The sequence below is a fragment of the Sphingomonas sp. DBB INV C78 genome (assembly GCF_042693015.1).
In the GTDB taxonomy this organism is placed as follows: domain Bacteria; phylum Pseudomonadota; class Alphaproteobacteria; order Sphingomonadales; family Sphingomonadaceae; genus Sphingomonas_E.
On the sequence record NZ_CP170544.1, the window covers coordinates 4,303,063 to 4,321,490 of the forward strand.

The 18,428-nt window shown below is 66.8% G+C and carries 19 protein-coding genes; 8 read left to right on the forward strand and 11 right to left on the reverse strand.

Going from position 1 to position 18,428, the window contains the following annotated elements:
- Positions 1-4: 4 nt before the first annotated feature.
- Positions 5-250 (reverse strand): hypothetical protein, encoded by a 246-nt coding sequence (locus tag ACFB49_RS20510; RefSeq protein WP_380873321.1) that lies wholly within the window; start codon positions 248-250, stop codon positions 5-7.
- Positions 251-415: 165 nt separating this feature from the next.
- Here ACFB49_RS20510 and mnmA point away from each other — a divergent pair, with 165 nt between their 5' ends.
- Positions 416-1,537, forward strand: a complete 1,122-nt coding sequence (gene mnmA, locus ACFB49_RS20515; RefSeq protein WP_380873323.1) for a tRNA 2-thiouridine(34) synthase MnmA — start codon at positions 416-418, stop codon at positions 1,535-1,537.
- A 4-nt stretch (positions 1,538-1,541) separates the two neighbouring features.
- Here mnmA and ACFB49_RS20520 read toward each other — a convergent pair whose 3' ends face one another.
- From ACFB49_RS20520 to argH, 6 genes are read right to left on the reverse strand one after another with little or no spacing between them, the layout of a single operon-like run.
- Positions 1,542-2,504, reverse strand: a complete 963-nt coding sequence (locus ACFB49_RS20520; RefSeq protein WP_380873326.1) for a zinc transporter ZntB — start codon at positions 2,502-2,504, stop codon at positions 1,542-1,544.
- The gene (locus ACFB49_RS20525; protein WP_380873327.1) at positions 2,501-3,220 is read right to left on the reverse strand and encodes a siroheme synthase; all 720 of its coding nucleotides are present in this window, start codon (positions 3,218-3,220) and stop codon (positions 2,501-2,503) included. Before ACFB49_RS20525 ends, ACFB49_RS20520 begins: the two co-directional genes overlap by 4 nt.
- A 55-nt stretch (positions 3,221-3,275) precedes the next feature.
- The gene (gene galU, locus ACFB49_RS20530) at positions 3,276-4,142 is read right to left on the reverse strand and encodes a UTP--glucose-1-phosphate uridylyltransferase GalU (RefSeq protein WP_380873329.1); all 867 of its coding nucleotides are present in this window, start codon (positions 4,140-4,142) and stop codon (positions 3,276-3,278) included.
- Between the two features lie 18 nt (positions 4,143-4,160).
- Positions 4,161-5,435, reverse strand: coding sequence for a diaminopimelate decarboxylase (gene lysA, locus ACFB49_RS20535; RefSeq protein ID WP_380873331.1), 1,275 nt, complete (start codon positions 5,433-5,435; stop codon positions 4,161-4,163).
- 10 nt (positions 5,436-5,445) lie between these two features.
- Positions 5,446-5,685, reverse strand: coding sequence for a hypothetical protein (locus ACFB49_RS20540; RefSeq protein WP_380873333.1), 240 nt, complete (start codon positions 5,683-5,685; stop codon positions 5,446-5,448).
- Positions 5,682-7,058, reverse strand: coding sequence for an argininosuccinate lyase (gene argH, locus ACFB49_RS20545; protein WP_380873335.1), 1,377 nt, complete (start codon positions 7,056-7,058; stop codon positions 5,682-5,684). The genes ACFB49_RS20540 and argH overlap by 4 nt, the downstream gene beginning before the upstream one ends.
- Positions 7,059-7,074: 16 nt before the next feature.
- On the opposite strand from argH, the gene ACFB49_RS20550 reads away from it, so the two are divergent.
- The 3 genes from ACFB49_RS20550 to ACFB49_RS20560 all read left to right on the forward strand — a co-directional run bounded on the left by ACFB49_RS20550 (position 7,075) and on the right by ACFB49_RS20560 (position 9,710).
- Complete coding sequence (locus ACFB49_RS20550) at positions 7,075-7,629, forward strand: TlpA family protein disulfide reductase (protein WP_380873337.1); 555 nt, start codon at positions 7,075-7,077, stop codon at positions 7,627-7,629.
- A 310-nt stretch (positions 7,630-7,939) separates the two neighbouring features.
- Complete coding sequence (locus ACFB49_RS20555) at positions 7,940-8,278, forward strand: P-II family nitrogen regulator (protein ID WP_380873339.1); 339 nt, start codon at positions 7,940-7,942, stop codon at positions 8,276-8,278.
- 16 nt (positions 8,279-8,294) lie between these two features.
- Positions 8,295-9,710 (forward strand): ammonium transporter, encoded by a 1,416-nt coding sequence (locus ACFB49_RS20560; protein ID WP_380873341.1) that lies wholly within the window; start codon positions 8,295-8,297, stop codon positions 9,708-9,710.
- Positions 9,711-9,805: 95 nt separating this feature from the next.
- Here ACFB49_RS20560 and ACFB49_RS20565 read toward each other — a convergent pair whose 3' ends face one another.
- Positions 9,806-10,216, reverse strand: a complete 411-nt coding sequence (locus ACFB49_RS20565) for a TIGR01244 family sulfur transferase (RefSeq protein ID WP_380873343.1) — start codon at positions 10,214-10,216, stop codon at positions 9,806-9,808.
- A 31-nt stretch (positions 10,217-10,247) separates the two neighbouring features.
- Positions 10,248-12,014 carry a DNA helicase RecQ gene (gene recQ / locus ACFB49_RS20570; RefSeq protein WP_380873346.1) on the reverse strand — a complete coding sequence of 589 codons (1,767 nt, stop codon included), beginning with the start codon at positions 12,012-12,014 and terminating at the stop codon, positions 10,248-10,250.
- A 122-nt stretch (positions 12,015-12,136) separates the two neighbouring features.
- Here recQ and ACFB49_RS20575 point away from each other — a divergent pair, with 122 nt between their 5' ends.
- Both ACFB49_RS20575 and argB read left to right on the forward strand, forming a co-directional pair.
- Positions 12,137-12,778, forward strand: a complete 642-nt coding sequence (locus tag ACFB49_RS20575) for a queuosine precursor transporter (protein WP_380873348.1) — start codon at positions 12,137-12,139, stop codon at positions 12,776-12,778.
- A gap of 56 nt (positions 12,779-12,834) precedes the next feature.
- Positions 12,835-13,740, forward strand: a complete 906-nt coding sequence (argB, locus tag ACFB49_RS20580) for an acetylglutamate kinase (protein WP_380880060.1) — start codon at positions 12,835-12,837, stop codon at positions 13,738-13,740.
- A gap of 314 nt (positions 13,741-14,054) precedes the next feature.
- Here argB and ACFB49_RS20585 read toward each other — a convergent pair whose 3' ends face one another.
- Complete coding sequence (locus ACFB49_RS20585; protein ID WP_380873350.1) at positions 14,055-14,570, reverse strand: hypothetical protein; 516 nt, start codon at positions 14,568-14,570, stop codon at positions 14,055-14,057.
- Positions 14,571-14,674: 104 nt separating this feature from the next.
- On the opposite strand from ACFB49_RS20585, the gene ACFB49_RS20590 reads away from it, so the two are divergent.
- Both ACFB49_RS20590 and ACFB49_RS20595 read left to right on the forward strand, forming a co-directional pair.
- On the forward strand, positions 14,675-15,952 hold the full coding sequence (locus ACFB49_RS20590) for an MFS transporter (RefSeq protein WP_380873351.1): 1,278 nt from the start codon (positions 14,675-14,677) through the stop codon (positions 15,950-15,952).
- 64 nt (positions 15,953-16,016) lie between these two features.
- Positions 16,017-16,940, forward strand: coding sequence for a transporter (locus ACFB49_RS20595; protein WP_380873352.1), 924 nt, complete (start codon positions 16,017-16,019; stop codon positions 16,938-16,940).
- On the opposite strand, the gene ACFB49_RS20600 is transcribed toward ACFB49_RS20595, so the two are convergent.
- Positions 16,937-18,325 (reverse strand): MATE family efflux transporter, encoded by a 1,389-nt coding sequence (locus tag ACFB49_RS20600; RefSeq protein WP_380873354.1) that lies wholly within the window; start codon positions 18,323-18,325, stop codon positions 16,937-16,939. The genes ACFB49_RS20595 and ACFB49_RS20600 overlap by 4 nt on opposite strands.
- Positions 18,326-18,428: the final 103 nt, after the last annotated feature.

Below are 18,428 nucleotides of genomic sequence, written 5' to 3' on the forward strand. Positions count from 1 at the left end.
TCCTTTACGTCCCCTCTGGTCCGAGCAGCCGGGCGGCCTGCGGGTGAAAGCTTCCACCCAGCGCGCCGGGTGCCGCAGTCCAGCCGCGATCGGCGGCCAGCAGGGTCACCAACATGTCGACAGGATCGGAAATCGGCATGCGAGGAGCCGGCAGGCAGGCGGCGATACGCGCAGTCGGCGTATCGGCCTGCGCAGCTGCCAGGCCGGCAATCAGCCGGGCGTGGCTGATCCTTGCATTGGTTCGCCCCATTCCGGCCATCCGCCGTGCGGCGCCGTGCAGGGAGAAACTGAGATCCATCGGGCTTAAGCCCCCCCCGTCGAACTATCTCCGGCGGCGGTGTTAGCGGCCATGTCTGAAGGTCGGGTAAAGGCCGGCGGTTTGTTTTGGGCCGCCGATGCACTATGTGGCGCGCCAATGGACGCCGATTTCCAGCTTTCCGGATTCGATTCCGCCACGTCGCTGAAAGGCGCACGGATCGTCGTTGCCATGTCGGGCGGCGTCGACAGCTCGGTCGTGGCCGCGCTCGCGGCAAAAAGCGGTGCCGAGGTGATCGGCGTCACGCTCCAGCTCTATGATCATGGCGCAGCGACCGGCCGCACCGGCAGCTGCTGCGCCGGCCAGGATATCCGGGATGCGCGCGCCGTCGCGGACAAGCTCGGCATCGCGCATTATGTCTTCGATTATGAAAGCGCGTTTCGCCAAGGAGTGATCGATCGTTTCGCCGACGATTATATGGCTGGCCGCACTCCTATCCCCTGCGTGCGTTGCAATCAGGGGGTGAAGTTCACCGATCTGTTCGGCATCGCCCGCGATCTCGGCGCGGACTGCCTTGCCACCGGCCATTATGTCCGCCGGGTGGTGGGGCCGCACGGGGCGGAGCTTCACCGCCCGGCCGATCCTGCGCGCGACCAGAGCTATTTCCTGTTCGCGACGACGCGCGCGCAGCTCGATTATCTGCGCTTCCCGCTCGGCAACCTGCCCAAGCCCCGCGTGCGGGAGATCGCGGCCGAGCTGGGGCTGGGCGTAGCCGCCAAGCCCGACAGCCAGGATATCTGCTTCGTCCCCGACGGCGATTATGCCAGCGTCGTCCGCAAGCTTCGGCCTGAGGCGGAGGAAGGCGGCGATATCGTTGACCTCGACGGCCGGATCATCGGCCGCCATCGCGGACTCATTCATTATACCGTCGGCCAGCGCCGCGGGCTGGAGATAGGCGGACAGGCCGAGCCGCTCTACGTCGTCCGGCTCGATGCCGAACAGCGCCGCGTCATCGCCGGCCCTCGCCGCGCGCTCGCGGTAGCGGCGGCGCGGATCAGCGACGTCAACTGGCTGGGCGAAGGCTTTGATGGCCCGATGACGGTCAAGGTCCGCTCGATGGCCAAGCCTGCCCCCGCGCGCTTCGACGGCCAGATGGTAAGCTTCGACAGCCCGGAATATGGCGTCGCCCCCGGGCAGGCGGCGGTGCTCTATGCGGGCGATCGCGTGCTCGGCGGCGGCTGGATCGAGGAAACCGTGCAGGCGGAGCTGCTCGCCGCCTGAGCCTTTAGCCGCGGAACCAGTGCTTGCGCAGGAAATAAGCGGTGATGGCAACAGACAGCGCCACGCAGACCCCCACCACCCCCCAGAAAGCCCAGGGTTCCTCGGCATAGGGTATGCCTTTGACGTTCATGCCGAGCAGGCCGGTGAGGAAGGTCAGCGGCAGGAAGACCAGCGCGACGATCGACAGGATCAGTGTCCGTGTATCGATCTGCTCGGCGCGCAGGTCGGTGAGCTGTTCATGCAGCAGCGCCGATCGCTCGCGCACCGCTTCCAGTTCCTCGGCCATGCGCGCGAAGCGGTCGGCGGCGTCGCGCAGGTGGAGCCGGTCATCCTCCTCCAGCCAATCGGCATCCAGCGAGGCCAGCCGTTCCAGCGCCTGCCGCTGCGGCATCACGAATCGGCGATACTGGATGGCGTCGGATCGCGTCCGGGCGATCAGGCGCCGCAGCGCGAAGACGCGATTGGGGTCGAGATCGGCTTCGCACGTATCGATGCTGTCGCCCATCGCCGCCACCACGGGATCGAGCGTCTCGGTGATCGTCATTGCCAGCGCCGCGATCAGGTCGCCGGGATCGTGGATCTTCCCGGCCTGCATCTGCTCGCGGACGGTGTCGCTGGCCGCGAGATGGCGGAAGCCCACGGAAACCACCCTGCCGCGTTCGGCCCATAGCCGGATCGACACCAGCGGATCGGCATCTTCGTCGGTCAGCGCGCCGAGGCCGCGCAGGTTGACGAGTGCGCCCTTGCCGATCGTTTCGGCGCGCGGCCGTGTTTCGGCCGCGGTCAGTGCCGAGATCACGCCGGGTGCCAACCCGCTCTCGGATTCGAGCCAGCCGCGCTCGGCGGCATCGCGGCCGTCGAGATGGCACCAGACGAAGCCTTGCGATGGCGCACGCGTGCCGTCGCGGTCGATCGTGCGGGGCGCGGACCCGCCGGCGCCGTCGGTTTCCCAACACCAATGGCTCATCTGTCCGCCCAATCTATATCGATCGAAAGACCCGGCTCGCCGCCAACCGGCCGGGCACAGGCGATCCGGTCCGCATCGGCGCGGCCGCGATCGAGAATTGCCGCCGGCACGTCGGGGCGGTGATAGATCCGGTCGCACTGGCCGAGCAGGCGTGCCTGCCGCAATGTAAGTTCGTCGGGGTCCGGCGAACGCAGCAGCACCACAACGAGACCGGAGGGTGTGGGCGCGGCATCGCGCGCGGCGAGCCAATGTTCGACCGCTTCTTCGGCATGGTCCGCCAGCGGATCGAGCGAGCCGCCCGCCTCCAGCGCGGCATCAATCGCCCGCCGCCGATCGGCCGGATCGGGCCAGCGGGCGCGCATCGCATCACGGGCGCGCGCCAGCCCGTTCGCAAGGCCGCCAAGCGAGCTCGGCAACCAGACCTCCAGTCGCTGCCGGAGCGCCTTGGCGAGCCCCGCGGATGCGCCGCCGGTCCCCACCGCAATGATCACCGGATCGCGATCGACGATCGCCGGCAGCGTGAAGTCGCAAAGCTCGGGCCGATCGGTGGCGTTGACCAGCACGCCGCGCGACCGCAGCCGCATGACGGTCGCCTCGTCACCGTCCGAAACCACGGCGAGGGCCGCGTCCGCCTCCTCGCCGACCACCCGCGCGCCCGCGCGCTCGAGCAGCCGGCGCTTGGCATTCGCAGCCGCGCCCTCCCCTGTCAGGATCACAGGCCTGCCGGTCAGTCGAACGAAGATCGGCAGGCTGTGCGTGGCGGCTATTCCCTTAGAGGCTGTTGATGAATTCGCGGACCGGCGGGCCTATGTCGTCGCGTTCCAGCGCCAGCGCAATATTGGCCTGAATATATCCGGCCTTGTCGCCGCAATCGTGGCGGACGCCGCTGAAGGTCAGCGCGTGGAAGGCCTGCCGTCCGATCAGCTTGGCCATGGCGTCGGTCAACTGGATCTCGTTGCCTGCACCGCGATCGCCCGCCGCCAATATATCCATCACTTCGGGCTGCAATATGTAACGGCCGACGGCGGCGAGCCGCGACGGCGCTTCGGCCGCCTTGGGCTTTTCGACCAGCCCGGCCACTTCGGTCACCGGCCCGTCGCTCGCGCCCGGCTTGACGATGCCATAACGGTTGGTGTGGTCCTGCGGCACTTCCAGCACGGCGATGACATTGCCGCCCTTGGTTTCATAGACGTCGCGCATCTGCTGCAGGCAGGGCGATTTGGGGTTCCACAGCAGTTCGTCGGCCAGCAGCACAGCGAAGGGTTCGTCGCCGATCAGGTCGCGGGCGCACCACACGGCGTGACCGAGGCCCAAAGGCTCCTGCTGGCGGATGTAGGCCACATTGCCCGGGGCGAGCCGGCTGCCGTCTAGCGTGGCAAGCACATCATGCTTGTCGCGCGCGGTCAGCGTCGCTTCAAGCTCGTAGGCGATGTCGAAATAATCCTCGATGGCGTTCTTGCCGCGGCCGGTAACGAAAATGATCTGTTCGATTCCGGCGGCCCTGGCCTCGTCGACCGCATATTGGATCAGGGGTTTGTCGACGACCGGCAGCATTTCCTTTGGAACTGCCTTGGTGGCCGGAAGAAAGCGCGTGCCCAAACCTGCGACGGGGAATACTGCCTTGCGAACGGGTTTCATGCGTTCTCCTGCGAAAAGCTACTCGAGCCACGGCGGAAGGCTGTCCGCCGCAATCAGCGCCTCGATCGGCAGCCTCTCCCGCACTACAGCCATATTATTACCGTCCACCATCACTTCGGCGGTGAGCGGACGACTGTTGTAGGTGCTTGCCATGGTCGCCGCATAGGCCCCCGCGGTCATGAAACCGACCAGATCGCCGGCCTCCACCGCATCCATCGAACGGCCGGTCGCGAACGTGTCTCCGCTCTCGCAAACCGGGCCGACGACATTGGCGGAAAAGCTTTTTTGTCGCGGCACGATCGCGCGGATGTCGTGCCACGCATCGTAAAGCGCGGGGCGCATCAGATCGTTCATCGCCGCATCGACGATGACGAACGGGTCGGACGCGCCTTCCTTCACCCGGATCACCCGGCTGATCAGCGCGCCAGCATTGGCGACGATCAAGCGGCCGGGCTCGAACATCAGTCGCACGCCCCAATCGGCGGTGACGCGGGCGACCATCTCGCCATAAGCGGCGGGGCTCGGCGGCAAGGGCAGGGCAGGGTCATAAGGCACGCCCAGCCCGCCGCCGAGATCGGCGGTGACGATATCATGGCCGGCGGCACGGAGGTGCGCGATCAGTTCGCCGATCTTGGTGAAGGCGGTTTCGAGCGGGGCAAGATCGGTCAACTGGCTGCCGATATGGACGGCGACTCCGCGCACCGACAGGCCGGGAAGCTCGCGCGCCCGCGCATAGGCATGGCCCGCGCGGTGATAGGCGATGCCGAACTTGTTCTCCGACTTGCCGGTTGAAATCTTGGCGTGGGTGCCGGCGTCGACATCGGGGTTGATGCGGAACGCCACCGGCGCGGTGACGCCCAGCGCCTGCGCCACCTCCGACAGCATCTCGGCTTCGGGTTCGGATTCCAGGTTGAACTGGCCGATCTCGTGCTTGAGCGCGAGCGCCATTTCGTCGGCGGTCTTGCCGACGCCCGAAAAGACGATCTTGGCGGGATCCATGCCCGCGCGGATTGCGCGCAGCAGCTCGCCGCCCGAAACCACGTCGGCGCCCAGCCCCTCGCGCGCCAGGGTCGCCAGCACCGCGGCATTGGGGTTGGCCTTCACCGCATAGCAGATCAGCGGGCCGTCCGGCCCCGACGACACCTTCGCCAGCGCCTCGCGGAACACGCGCGCGTGGCGGACGATGGTGGCGGTGGAATAGACGTAGACGGGGGTGCCAACCGCCTCGGCGATCAGCGTCAAGGGAACGTCCTCGGCGTGCATCACGCCATCGCGAAGCTGGAAATGGTCCATAAGGCTTTCGTTATTGCGGCGGCAGATTGAAGCGGTCGTCGCGCCGTTCTTCGGATTGGCGCAGCAATTCCTCGCTGCGATCGGGGCGTTCCTGCGGGCGCGGGGTCAAGAGGTCGGTCGGCGTCGGCTGGGTCGCGGCCATCGCCGGCTTCTGCGGCAGCGCCTTGCCTTCCGCCGGCCGCAGCGATTCGCGGCTGCCGCACCCTGCCAAAGCGGTGGCGAGCGTCAGCGCCAGGATCGCTTTCTTCATGGCTCCATCCCCAGCTTCGCCCGCGCCTCGGCGACGCGCGCGCGCACTTGGTCGGGCGCGGTGCCGCCATGGCTCTTGCGGCTCGCCACCGACGCATCGACCGAAAGCGCGTCGAATACGCGCGCATCGATCCGCGGGTCGATTTCCTTGAGCTTGTCGAGCGGCACCTTGTCCAGCGCCAGGCCCTGCCGCTCGGCCAACCGCACCGCGGCGCCGGTGATGTGGTGCGCCTCGCGGAAGGGGATGTCGGCGACGCGGACCAGCCAGTCGGCGAGGTCGGTCGCGGTGGAGAAGCCGGCCTCCGCCGCCGCGCGCATCTTCGCCGGCACGAAGCTCACCGTCTCGACCATGCCCGTCATCGCCGCGATCGACAGCGCCAGCAGGTCGTGCGCCTCGAACACCGGCGGCTTATCGTCCTGCATGTCCTTCGAATAAGCGAGCGGCAGGCCCTTCATCGTCATGACGAGCGATGTCATGCAGCCCGCGATCCGCCCCGAATGGCCGCGCACCAGCTCGGCCGCGTCGGGGTTGCGCTTCTGCGGCATGATCGAGCTGCCGGTCGAATAGGCATCGGGCAGCGACACGAAGCCATAAGGCTGGCTCGCCCAGATGATGAACTCCTCGGCCAGCCGCGACAAATGCAGGCTGCACTGGGTCGCTGCCATCAAATAATCGAGCGCGAAGTCGCGGTCGGACACCGAATCGAGCGAATTTCGCGTCGGGCCTGCGAAGCCGAGCGCCTTGGCGGTCGCCTCACGATCGATCGGAAAGCCCGTGCCGGCCAGCGCCGCCGATCCCAACGGGCATTCGTTGAGCCGCGCCCGCGCATCGGCGAAGCGCGAACGGTCGCGCGCGATCATCTCCTGATAAGCCATCAGATGATGGCCGAGCGTCACCGGCTGGGCGACCTGGAGGTGGGTGAAGCCCGGCATCACCGTGGCGACATTCTCGCCGGCACGCGTAACGAGCGCGACCTGCAGCGCTTCGAGGCCCGAATCCACCGCGTCGATCGCGTCGCGCACCCACAATTTGAAATCGGTCGCCACCTGGTCGTTGCGGCTGCGCGCGGTGTGGAGCCGCCCGGCGGCCGGCCCGATCAGTTCGGCCAGCCGGCTTTCGGTCGCCATGTGGATGTCTTCGAGCGCCAGGTCGACGGGCACGCCGTCCGCCTCATATTCGGCGGCGACGCGGTCGAGCCCGCGGGCGATCGCCGCGCCATCTTCGGCGGTGACGATGCCGTTGGCGGCGAGCATGGAGACGTGCGCCTTCGATCCCGCTATGTCCTGCCGCCAGAGTCGCTTGTCGAAGGGTATCGAAGCGTTGATCTCGCGCATGATCGCTGCGGGCCCTTCGGCGAAGCGCCCACCCCACATCGAATTGGAGCTGTCCGTGCGGTTGCTAATGGTCCTGATCCTCGCTCTTACGCTCGGCGCCTGCGATAAGGAGAAGAGCCAGCCGCCGCAAGCCGACGTGAAGGAGCCGATCGGCCGCGTCGATATATCGCATGCCGGCACCGAAGCTCCAGCCATCCCGTTCGAAGGGCCGAAGGGCGGCCCGGCGACCCTGGCGTCGTTCCGCGGCAAGCCGCTGATCGTCAACCTCTGGGCCACCTGGTGCGCGCCCTGCGTCCGTGAAATGCCGACGCTCGATGCGCTGGCGGAGCGCGAGAAGGGCCGCATCCAGCTCATCGTCGTCAGCATGGACATGGCGGGCCAGCGCGAAGTCGGGCCCTATTTCGCCAAGGCGAAGTTCAAGGCGCTCGAACCCTATATCGACAAGCAGAATGTGCTGATGGAAGCGCTCAAGACCGATACGCTGCCCACCACCATCTTCTACGACGCCAAGGGCCGCGAACAATGGCGCGTCCTCGGCGCGATGGACTGGTCCGGCGACCGCGCCAAGACCCTGATCGAAAACGCGATCAACCCGCCGGGGGTGAGCTGAGGGTACGCAGCATATCTGTCCCGTCACCCCGGACTTGTTCCGGGGTCCACTGAACCACGAGCGTCGCGCTCAAAGCCTTTCACCCTTCGTCCGCCGCATAGTGGACCCCGGAACAAGTCCGGGGTGACGAAAGAGAATGTGCCCAAATTTTAAGCACTCCCCAATCTCTGCTTAATCCATAAGCGGCTGAAACGCCGCCGATATGTGCAGCGCAACAACATGTTCGCTGCAATGCAACGGAATCCCGCCGATTCCGGCAAGTGGCATGGCCCTTGCGATGTTGCCCCCCGCAGAATGCGAGGGAGGCGGAATGAAACTCGTCATAGCCATCATCAAGCCGTTCAAGCTCGACGAGGTGCGTGAAGCCCTCTCGGGTCTGGGCGTGCAGGGCATGACCGTTACCGAGGTCAAGGGCTTCGGGCGGCAGAAGGGGCAGACCGAAATCTATCGGGGGGCCGAATACAGCACGAACATGGTGCCGAAGATCAAGATCGAGGTCGTCGCCGGCGATGATCTCGCGGGCCGCGTGGTGGAGGCGATCCAGCAGGCCGCCAACACCGGCGCGATCGGCGACGGCAAGATCTTCGTCCTCGATGTCGGGCAAGCCGTGCGTATCCGCACCGGCGAAACCGACGATACCGCTCTCTGATCGAAAAGGGGGACACATGAAGCTTTCAACCAAGATGACGGGAGCGGCGATAGGACTGATGTCCACGTTCGCCGCACTGCCCGCCTGGGCCCAGGAAGGCCCGATCAAGGCGCCGACCGCCGAACAGATGGCCACCATGGTCAACAAGGGCGATACCACCTGGATGCTCGTTTCGGCGGCACTGGTGCTGATGATGTCGATCCCGGCGCTGGCGCTCTTCTACGGCGGTCTCGTCCGCACCAAGAACATGCTGTCCGTCCTCATGCAGGTGCTGACGATCGTCGCGGTCGCGTCGCTCGTCTGGGTCTGCTGGGGTTATTCGATCGCGTTCACCGGCGGCTCGCCTTATTTCGGCGGCCTTTCCAAGGCGTTCCTCGCCGGCGTCAGCGCGTCTACCTACGCCGCCACCTTCTCGAACAACGTCTACATCCCGGAATATGCCTTCGTCGTGTTCCAGATGACCTTCGCCTGCATCACGCCGGCGCTGATCGTCGGTGCTTTTGCCGAACGCGTGAAGTTCACGCCGCTGATCATCTTTGTGGTTCTGTGGCTGACCATCGTCTATTTCCCGATGGCGCACATGGTCTGGTACTGGGCGGGCCCGGACTTCCTGTCCGATAACACCTCGGACGCCGGCTTCCTCTATGGTCTCGGCGCGCTCGATTTCGCCGGCGGCACCGTCGTCCACATCAATGCGGGCATCGCCGGCCTCGTCGGCTGCCTCATCATCGGCAAGCGCCTGGGTTACAAGGCCGAACCGATGCCGCCGCACTCGCTCACCATGACGATGATCGGCGCGTCGCTGCTCTGGATCGGCTGGTTCGGCTTCAACGCGGGTTCGAACCTCGAAGCCAATGGCCTCGCCGCGCTCGCCTTTATCAACACCTTCGTCGCCACCGCTGCCGCGGCCGTGGGCTGGGCGGTGATCGAGCAGATCAAGCATGGCAAGCCGTCGCTCCTGGGCGGCGTCTCGGGTGCCGTCGCCGGTCTCGTCGCGATCACGCCTGCCGCCGGTTTCGCGGCGCCGATGACCTCGATCCTGCTCGGCTTCGTCGCGGCCGCCGGTTGCTTCTTCTTCGTCACGACGGTGAAGAACAAGCTCGGCTATGACGACACGCTCGACGTGTTCGGCATCCACTGCATCGGGGGCATCATCGGCGCCATCGGCACCGGCATCGTCGCCGATCCGGCGCTCGGTGGTCAGGGCTGGGTCGACTACACCGTCTTCCCGGCGGTGGCTGGCGCCTATGACATGGGCGGCCAGGTGCTCACTCAGATCAAGGGTGTGGTGCTCACGCTGGTCCTCTCGGGTGGCGTCTCGGCGATCCTGTTCTTCGTCCTCGACAAGACGATCGGCCTGCGCCCGTCGAAGGAAGTCGAGACCGAGGGCCTCGATCTCAACGAGCATGGCGAACGCGCCTACAACTACTGACGAAATTGGGGCGCGGGATCATTCCCCCCGCGCCCCTGCCAAGGTTCCTCCTGCGAACGACTGGGCCGGTGGTTTTCCGCCGGCCCTTTTTTATGTCACGCCAGGAAACCGCGGATCGGGCTGATGTCATAACCTGCGGCGGCAGCCTTGGCGGCCAGCGTATCACCGGCATCGCCCTCGGCGCCGCGCGCCAGCGCCCAGACGAAGGTCGATCGCGTGCCAGACCGGCAGAAAGCGAGCACCGGCCCGGTCGCGTCAGCCAGCGCGGCGCGCATCGCCTCGACCTGTGGCTGCGAGAAGCCGGCATGGGTGATCGGGATGGCGCGATAGGCAAGCCCCGCCGCCTCCGCCGCCGCCTGCATCTCCGCGCTCGAAGGCTGGCCCGGCTGCTCGTCATCGGGGCGGTTGTTGACGATCATCGCGAAACCCAGCTTCGCGGCCTCCGCCACGTCCGCGGGGCTGATCTGCCCGGCCACCGAAATGCTGTCGTCGATCTTGCGGAACATAGCGCTCTCCCGAATTGGTCGGCTCCGGGCTTTAGGCGTGCGCCCGGATCACGTCCAGAAAGGCGTCGCCATAGTCGTCGAGCTTGCGGGCGCCGACGCCCGTCACCTGGCCCAGCCCGTGCCGGGTGGTGGGCTTGAGTCCCGCCATTTCGCGCAGCGTGGCATCATGGAAGATCACATAAGGCGGCACACCCAGTTCCTTGGCGATCTCGCGCCGGCGGGCGCGGAGCGCGTCGAACAGCGGATCATGCGGCCATTCCTCTGCCGATCCGCGCCGCTGGCGCCGTTCGCGCTTGGGCGGCAGGATGACATCGAGCTTGTCTTCGCCCTTCAGGATCGGCTTGGCGGCGGGCCCGAACGAAAGGCCGCCATATTCATCCGCGCGCAGCGCATCGCGCGCCATCAGCGCGCGCGCGACCGGCTTCACAAGCTGCAATTCCTCCGCGTCGGCGATGCCGAACACGGACAGTCGGTCATGGCCGGCGATCCGCACTTTCTCATTGTCGCGGCCGGCCAGCACGTCGGTCAGGTGGCCCAGGCCATAACGCATCTCGGTCCGGAACGCGGCCGACAGCAGCTTCTGCGCCACCGTCGTCGCATCCACCGAAGCCGGTGGATTGAGGCAATTGTCGCAATTGCCGCACGCGGCAGGCGGTTCCTCGCCAAAGTGGCGCAACAGCACCGCACGGCGGCAACCCGCGGTCTCGACCAGCCCGGCCAGCGCGTTCATGCGCTGCCGCTCGCCCGGCCGGCGGCTTTCCTCAACCTCGGTCTCGATCCGCCGGCGGGCGCGGGCAAAATCCTCCGCCCCCCAGAACAGATGCGCCGTCGCCGGATCGCCATCGCGGCCGGCGCGACCGGTTTCCTGATAATAAGCCTCGATCGATTTCGGCAGGCCCGCATGGGCGACGAAGCGCACGTCGGGCTTGTCGATCCCCATGCCGAACGCGATCGTCGCCACCATCACCATGTCTTCGGACGCGACGAACGCGCGCTGGTTGGCGGCGCGTACCGAGGCGTCGAGCCCGGCATGATAAGCCCGCGTCGGCCGCCCGGCCTTGGCAAGCGAAGCCGCCAGCCGCTCGGTCCCCTCGCGGCTCGTCGCATAGATGATGCCCGGCCCTTCGATCTCGCCGACAAGCGCCGCCAATTGGCTCGGCAGGCCATCGCGCGGAGAAATTGCGTAGCGGATATTGGGCCGGTCGAACCCGGCGAGGATCAGCCCGTCCTCCGGGATACCAAGCTGGGCGAGGATGTCGGCCCGCGTATGCCGGTCGGCCGTCGCGGTCAGCGCGAGGCGCGGCGTATCGGGATAGGCGTCGAGCAGCGGCCGCAGCAGGCGGTAATCGGGGCGGAAATCATGCCCCCATTCAGACACGCAATGCGCCTCGTCGATCGCGATCAGCGCCAGTGGCGGCGCGCGGTCGATCATCCGCCGGAAGCCCTCGGTCGATGCCCGCTCGGGCGCGACATAAAGCAGGTCGAGCGTCCCATCGCGAAAACGGGCGATCGTCTCGTCGCGATTGTCGTCGGCGGAGGTGAGCGCCGCGGCGCGGATGCCGGCCGCTTCGGCCGATCGTACCTGATCGTGCATCAAGGCGATCAGAGGCGAGATGACGAGGCCCGTACCCGGCCGGCACAGCGCAGGAATCTGGTAGGTCAGCGACTTGCCGGCGCCCGTCGGCATCACCGCCAGGCTGTGCTCGCCCGCCATCACCCGGTCGATCACCTCGGCCTGGCGCCCCCGGAAAGCGGAATAGCCGAAGGTGGCGTGCAATATGTCGAGCGGGGAGGGCATTGCCCGGCCTTAGCGGATCGCGAAGGGCTGACGGAAGCATGATTTCTGTGCCTGGTCGGCTGATCGATCGCTGATGGCGCCCTTGCTTCCGCCTGTCGTCAAAAGCGGTTAGCAGAGACGGGATGACCGATCCCGCCGTGCCCGCCATCTCCCGTTCGCTGTTTCTCTATGCGGTGCTTTACGGGGGCATGACCTGCATCGCCGGGGTGCTGGGCAACAAGCAGATCGACTTGGGGCCGCTGGCGGTGGAGTCCGGGATCTTCGCCTTCCTCCAGCTCGTCGTCCTGTCGAGCGCGGTGGCGGAACTGCATGGCCGGGCGACTGCGAACCGGCTGGTGCTGTTCGGCTTCGTGCCGCTGATCATGTCGATGGCGCTGATCCTGCTGGTGCTGGCCTTGCCCGCCGCTGACGAAATGGACCCGGCGCGGCTGGGCGCCTTCCACCTCGTGCTTGGCCAGAGCCCACGGCTGATGGCGGGCGGGCTCATCGCTTATGGCATCTCGCAGATGCTGAACGTCACCATCTTCAGCGCGCTTCGCCGCGGCGAAGGCCGGCTGTTGTGGCTGCGCGCCAGCGTCGCCAGCGTCACATCGCAGGTGATCGACACCGTCATCTTCATCACCATCGCTTTCTATGGCGTCTTCCCGATCGGCACGCTGATGGCCGGCCACATGCTCGCCAAGGTGCTGCTGTCCGTCACTCTGGTGCCGCCGCTGATCTATCTGCTGGTCGGGCTCGGCCGAAGGCTGGACGCGAAGGCGTAACGATGCGGTGACAGTCAATGCGTGACGCAGGGGCCAAGCCTCGCTATGGGCCCGCCATCATGACCGACCACGCCATCGACCCCGCTCTTCTCCTCAAGGCCGAAACGCTTGTCGAGGCGCTGCCTTATATGCAGCGTTATGCTGGCGAGACCTTCGTCGTGAAATATGGCGGCCACGCCATGGGCGATCCCGAAGCCGCACGCGATTTCGCCGAGGATGTCGTGCTGATGAAGGCGGTCGGCATCAACCCGATCGTCGTCCATGGCGGCGGCCCACAGATCGGCGCGATGCTGAAGACGCTGAACGTCGAGACCAGCTTCATCGACGGCCTGCGCGTCACCGATGCCGAGACCGCGCGGGTGGCGGAAATGGTCCTCTCCGGATCGATCAACAAGGAGATCGTGTCGTGGATCGGCCGCGCCGGCGGCCGTGCGGTCGGCATTTCGGGCAAGGATGGCCGGCTGGTCACCGCCGAGAAGGTCCACCGCACCCAGCGCGACCCCGACAGCAATATCGAGCGCGTCGTCGACCTCGGCTTCGTCGGCGAGCCTTCGGACGTCGACACGCGCCTGCTCGACACGATTTCCAAAGCGGGGATGATCCCGGTTGTCGCGCCGATCGGCGTGGGCGCGGACGGCGAGACCTATAATATCAACGCGGACACCATGGCGGGCGCCATCGCCATCGCCACGGGTGCGGCACGCCTGTTCCTGCTGACCGACGTGCCGGGCGTGCTCGACAAGCAGAAGCAGCTCATGTCCGACCTCACCCCCGCCCAGATCGGCGCGCTGCGCCACGACGGCACGATTTCGGGCGGGATGATCCCGAAGCTCGAAACTTGCGTCCATGCGGTCGAGGGCGGGGTCGACGCGGCCGTCATCCTCGACGGCCGGGTGCCGCATGCGATGCTGCTGGAAATCTTCACCAGGCGCGGCGCCGGCACGCTCGTCCGGGCGGGCTGAAATCCGCCAGAAATGAAAAAGGACCGCCGGGCGTACCCGGCGATCCCCTGACATGGTCAGCGGCCGGAGTGCCGGCCCGGGAGACCCCCGTGAGCGCTATTTCAGCGCCCCATCTCCCGAACGGACAGAACCGACCCCTCTGCTGAACCATGAGACATCGGATCACCTCCTTTCGCTATGTGGAATGAGCAATACGGAGAGTGAATCATCCCGATTCGCGTAGCAAGCCCCCCGCGAAAATAATATCTGGTGCAATGCGGCAAAGCGTTGCCTCATGACCATGAAACGCGCGGAAATGCGACGAATCGAGCGGCCTATTTCCGGCAATCCTCGACGACGCGGGTGAGCTCCGCCCAGGCCGGCAAGGTGAGCGGCGGCAGGCCCGCGACATCAAGGCGGATACGGCCGCGGCTATAGGCGATCCAGTCGGCCAATCCATCCGACGCCGCCAGCCGTGCGTTGATGCCGTCGGTGGCCGCAGCGGCCGCCAATTGCCGCTTGCCATAGCTCGTCGTCACCATGATCGCGGCGGCCGGCACGGTGGCGCCATGGCGCGCGACGGTGAGCGACCGCGCCGCCCGATCGCAGGCGAGGCTTGCGAGCGGCGCCTGGCCCGATGTGCCGAAGCGCGCGATTCCATTCCCATAGGTCCAGGTGCCGGGCGTGAGCGGCGCATCCTCCCACGCGACCGGGGGTGCCACGGCCGGTGGAGGAGCGGGGGCCGGTGGCGGCGGCGGGGGTGGTGGCGGAGCGGGCGCCACGCATCCGGCGAGCGCGGCCAGTGCGGCAGCGGTCAGTGCCGCGCGGATCAGGTGCGAAGGTCCAGCCATATGAGCGACATGCGCGATCCTGGCTTCCGTGAAAAGCCCCGATGTCGGATTGCCCGCAAAGCCGAACGCCGCCATACCGGCAGCGAACAGGCGAGGGAGCAGGCATGGCGGGGGCGGCGAAGCGGCTCAGATCGATCATCGGCGGATCGGCGGGCAATTTCGTCGAATGGTATGACTGGTTCGCTTATGCCTCGCTCAGCATCTATTTCGCGCCGGCTTTCTTCCCCGAAGGCAATGAAACCATCCAGTTGATGAACACCGCCGCGATCTTCGCGGTCGGCTTCATCATGCGGCCGATCGGCGCGTGGGTGATGGGCATCTATGGCGATCGCCATGGCCGCAAGGCCGGCCTTGCGCTGTCAGTGGGGCTGATGTGCGCCGGATCGCTGCTGATCGCGATCGCGCCGACCTATGCCAGCGCGGGCTGGGCAGCGCCGGCACTGCTGGTCTTCGCGCGAATGCTCCAGGGGCTGAGCGTCGGCGGCGAGTTCGGCGCGAGTTCGACCTATCTGAGCGAGATGGCGAGCAAGGGCCATCGCGGCTTCTGGTCGAGCTTTCATTATGTGACTTTGATCGGCGGACAGCTCGCCGCGCTGGGCGTGCTGATCGTCCTGCAGATACTGCTGAGCGAGACCGCGCTCGAAGCCTGGGGCTGGCGTATCCCCTTCGCGATCGGCGCGGCGCTGGCGGCCGGCGTCTATCTGTTCCGCCGGGGGCTTTCGGAAACCGCGCAGTTCGCGAATATCGATCGCAGCGCGACCCCGCCCTCGTCGGCGCGGCACCTGTGGGCGGGGCACCGTCGGGCGACGCTGATGATCGTCGCGATGACGATCGGGGGCACGCTCGCTTTCTATGCCTACACGACCTATCTTCAGAAATTCCTGGTCAATACCAGTGGTTTCACCCGGCCGCAGGCGACCGCGATCACGGCGGCCGCGCTGGCCGTCTTCATGGTGCAGCAGCCCTTGTGGGGCTGGCTGTCGGACCAGATCGGCCGCAAGCCGCAGATGATCTTCTTCGGGGTGACGGGGATGCTGGCGACGGTGCCGGTGTTCAACGCGCTCGCCGCGACCAGCGATGCCGTCACCGCCTTCGCGCTAGCGGTGATCCCGATGACCCTGATGTCGGCCTATACCGCCGTCGGCCCGATCACGAAGGCGGAGCTCTACCCCGCGCATATCCGCACGCTGGGCGTCGCGCTGCCTTATGCGATCGCCAACACCGTCTTTGGCGGCACCGCCGAATATGTCGCCCTGTGGCTGAAGAATGCGGGGATGGAGACGGCCTTCTACTGGTATGTGAGCGCGGGCATCGCGGTCGCGCTCGCTGCCTTCATCGCATTGCCCGATACCAAGCGGATCAGCCAGATCAGCGAGGAATGATCCCCGCCGCGGATCGGGGAAAGCCCCGATGGTTTCGCGGCGAGCACAGCCGTTATTCTGGCGCATGGTTCGGGGCCGGGGCACATCGCTGTGGACGGGCTGCGCGGCTTTTGCGGCCGCCTTCGCATCGCCTGCCTGCGCCCAGAGCATCGAGCCGCGGGCCTATTCGCCGGGGCCGGTGGGCGTCAATTTCCTAGTGCTGGCATTGAGCGATACCGACGGCGGCCTTTCGATCGATCCGTCGCTCCCTGTCAGCGACGCCAAATTGTCCGTCCGCACCGCGGCCGTCGCTTATGTCCGCACGCTCGATTTCTGGGGCAATTCGGGCAAGGTCGACGTCATCGTGCCTTATGGCAAGCTCAGCGGATCGGCCATCTTCCAGGGGGAGCCGGTCGAGCGGAAGGTGGACGGCTTCGGCGATCCGTTGGTTCGGGTCTCGGTCAGCCTCTATGGCGCACCAGCGCTCAACATGGCCGAGTTCCGCAATTACCGGCAGGATCTGCTCGTCGCGGCGAGCGTGCAGGTGTCGGTGCCGGTCGGCCAATATGACGGCAGCCGCCTGCTCAACATCGGTGCGAACCGCTGGTCGGTGAAGCCGGAGATCGGCGTCTCCAAGGCGCTCGGCCGATGGATTGTGGAACTTGCCGCCGCGGGCACATTCTATGGCGACAACGACAATTTCTTCGGTGGCCGCACACGCAGCCAGGATGCGATCTATTCGGCGCAGACGCACGTCATCTACAATCTGCCGTCGGGCATCTGGCTGGCGGCCAACGCCACCTATTTCGCCGGCGGCCGGACCAAGGTGGACGGCATTCCCGACCGCAATCTGCAGAGCAACTGGCGCGCCGGGGTGACGGCGGCGATGCCGCTGTCGCGGCGCATGTCGGTCAAGATCAATGCCAGCAGCGGCGTATCGGCGCGCACCGGCAACAATTACGATCTGCTGGGGGTCGCGCTGCAATATCGCTGGGGTGGCGGGATTTAGACGCGCGCCCAGGAAGGATCGACCAACCCGATCCTTTCGCGCAGCGCCCAGCGCCCCGTCATCAGCACGGAGACGATGGCGAGGCCGAGCGCCAAGCCCGCCCAGATGCCGATGCCATCCCAGCCCGCGTGGAAAGCGAGCCACGCGCCGCAGGCCAGCCCGATCACCCAATAGCCGACGCCTGCAAAGACCATCGGCACGGTCGCGTCATGCAGGCCGCGCAACATGCCGGCGCCCACCGCCTGCGCGCCATCGACGATCTGGAACAAGGCGGCGAGCGCGAGGAAGGAAATGGCGAGGCGAACCACCTCGGCATTGGCAGGGTTGTCGGCATCGATGAAGCCGCCGACCAGCATCCGCGGCGCGGTTATCATCACCAGCGCCATCGTCGCCATGAAGCCCACGCCCAGCCCCCACGCGGTCCAGCCGGCCCGGCCGATCCCCGCCCTATCCTGCCGGCCGAGCGCCAACCCCACCCGCACCGTCGCCGCCTGGGCGAGGCCGAGCGGCACCATGAAGCTGACACTGGCGATCTGGATGGCGATGGCGTGCGCGGCGAGCGAGTTTTGCCCGAGCAGGCCCTGCAGGAAGGTCGCGGCGTTGAACACCGTCACTTCCAACCCCAGCGTCACGGCGATCGGCAGGCCCAGCCGCCAGATGGCGGTGAAGCGGGGCCAGTCCGCCCGCCAGAAATGGCCGAACAGATGGAAACGGCGGAAGCGCGGATGGACGCCCACGACGATCGCCATGCCGACGAACATCAGGCTGTTGGCGATCGCCGATCCCAGCCCGGCGCCGAACAGCCCCAGTTTCGGCATGCCGAACCCGCCGAGCACCAGCCCGTAATTGATGATGGCATTGGCGACGACCCCGCCCAGCGCGATAGCCAGCGACCAGCCCGGCCGTTCCAGCGCGGCGACGAAGATACGCAGCACCAGATAGAAGAGATAGGGCAGCAGCCCCCACATCATCGCGCGCAGGAAATGGCCGGCGTCGGCGGCGAGCGCCGGCTCCTGCCCGATCGTAAGCAGCACCGCCTCGCCATGCCACAGCAGCAGCCACAGCGGCAGCGTGATCCCCACCGCCGCCCACATCGTCTGGCGCACCGTCCGGCGCACATCGCGCACGGCGTTGAATCGCGCGCCGAGCGCCTTCGCCGTCATCGGAGACGCCGCCATGACGAGGCCGCTGCCGATGACGACGCAGGCCATCATCAGATTGGTGCCGAGCGCGCCTGCGGCGAGTTCGCGCGCGCCCAGCCGGCCGAGCAGGATCACGTCGGTCGCGTGGATCGCCGATTGCGCAAGGTTGGTGAGGATCAGCGGCCAGGCGAGCGCCAGCGTCGCGCGCATCTCGTCGCGCCAGGGGGTCGAAGCTTGGCTCATGGCCGCGCTTCTACCGCGCCCAGGAAAATTGTCACGCGAAGCGCCCGAAATTCCCCGGCTTCCCTTTGACGTGTGCGGCTGAAACGCGCAGATATCCCGCACT

Coding starts and splice junctions, on each gene's coding strand:
- ACFB49_RS20590 (WP_380873351.1), top strand. CDS start 14,675: ATGGCGGGGGCGGCGAAGCGGCTCAGATCGATCATCGGCGGATCGGCG.
- ACFB49_RS20520 (WP_380873326.1), bottom strand. CDS start 2,504: ATGAGCCATTGGTGTTGGGAAACCGACGGCGCCGGCGGGTCCGCGCCC.
- galU (WP_380873329.1), bottom strand. CDS start 4,142: ATGAAACCCGTTCGCAAGGCAGTATTCCCCGTCGCAGGTTTGGGCACG.
- ACFB49_RS20600 (WP_380873354.1), bottom strand. CDS start 18,325: ATGAGCCAAGCTTCGACCCCCTGGCGCGACGAGATGCGCGCGACGCTG.
- ACFB49_RS20540 (WP_380873333.1), bottom strand. CDS start 5,685: ATGAAGAAAGCGATCCTGGCGCTGACGCTCGCCACCGCTTTGGCAGGG.
- ACFB49_RS20510 (WP_380873321.1), bottom strand. CDS start 250: ATGGGGCGAACCAATGCAAGGATCAGCCACGCCCGGCTGATTGCCGGC.
- lysA (WP_380873331.1), bottom strand. CDS start 5,435: ATGGACCATTTCCAGCTTCGCGATGGCGTGATGCACGCCGAGGACGTT.
- ACFB49_RS20585 (WP_380873350.1), bottom strand. CDS start 14,570: ATGGCTGGACCTTCGCACCTGATCCGCGCGGCACTGACCGCTGCCGCA.
- ACFB49_RS20555 (WP_380873339.1), top strand. CDS start 7,940: ATGAAACTCGTCATAGCCATCATCAAGCCGTTCAAGCTCGACGAGGTG.
- recQ (WP_380873346.1), bottom strand. CDS start 12,014: ATGCCCTCCCCGCTCGACATATTGCACGCCACCTTCGGCTATTCCGCT.
- ACFB49_RS20565 (WP_380873343.1), bottom strand. CDS start 10,216: ATGTTCCGCAAGATCGACGACAGCATTTCGGTGGCCGGGCAGATCAGC.
- mnmA (WP_380873323.1), top strand. CDS start 416: ATGGACGCCGATTTCCAGCTTTCCGGATTCGATTCCGCCACGTCGCTG.
- ACFB49_RS20575 (WP_380873348.1), top strand. CDS start 12,137: ATGACCGATCCCGCCGTGCCCGCCATCTCCCGTTCGCTGTTTCTCTAT.
- ACFB49_RS20595 (WP_380873352.1), top strand. CDS start 16,017: ATGGTTCGGGGCCGGGGCACATCGCTGTGGACGGGCTGCGCGGCTTTT.
- ACFB49_RS20560 (WP_380873341.1), top strand. CDS start 8,295: ATGAAGCTTTCAACCAAGATGACGGGAGCGGCGATAGGACTGATGTCC.
- argH (WP_380873335.1), bottom strand. CDS start 7,058: ATGTGGGGTGGGCGCTTCGCCGAAGGGCCCGCAGCGATCATGCGCGAG.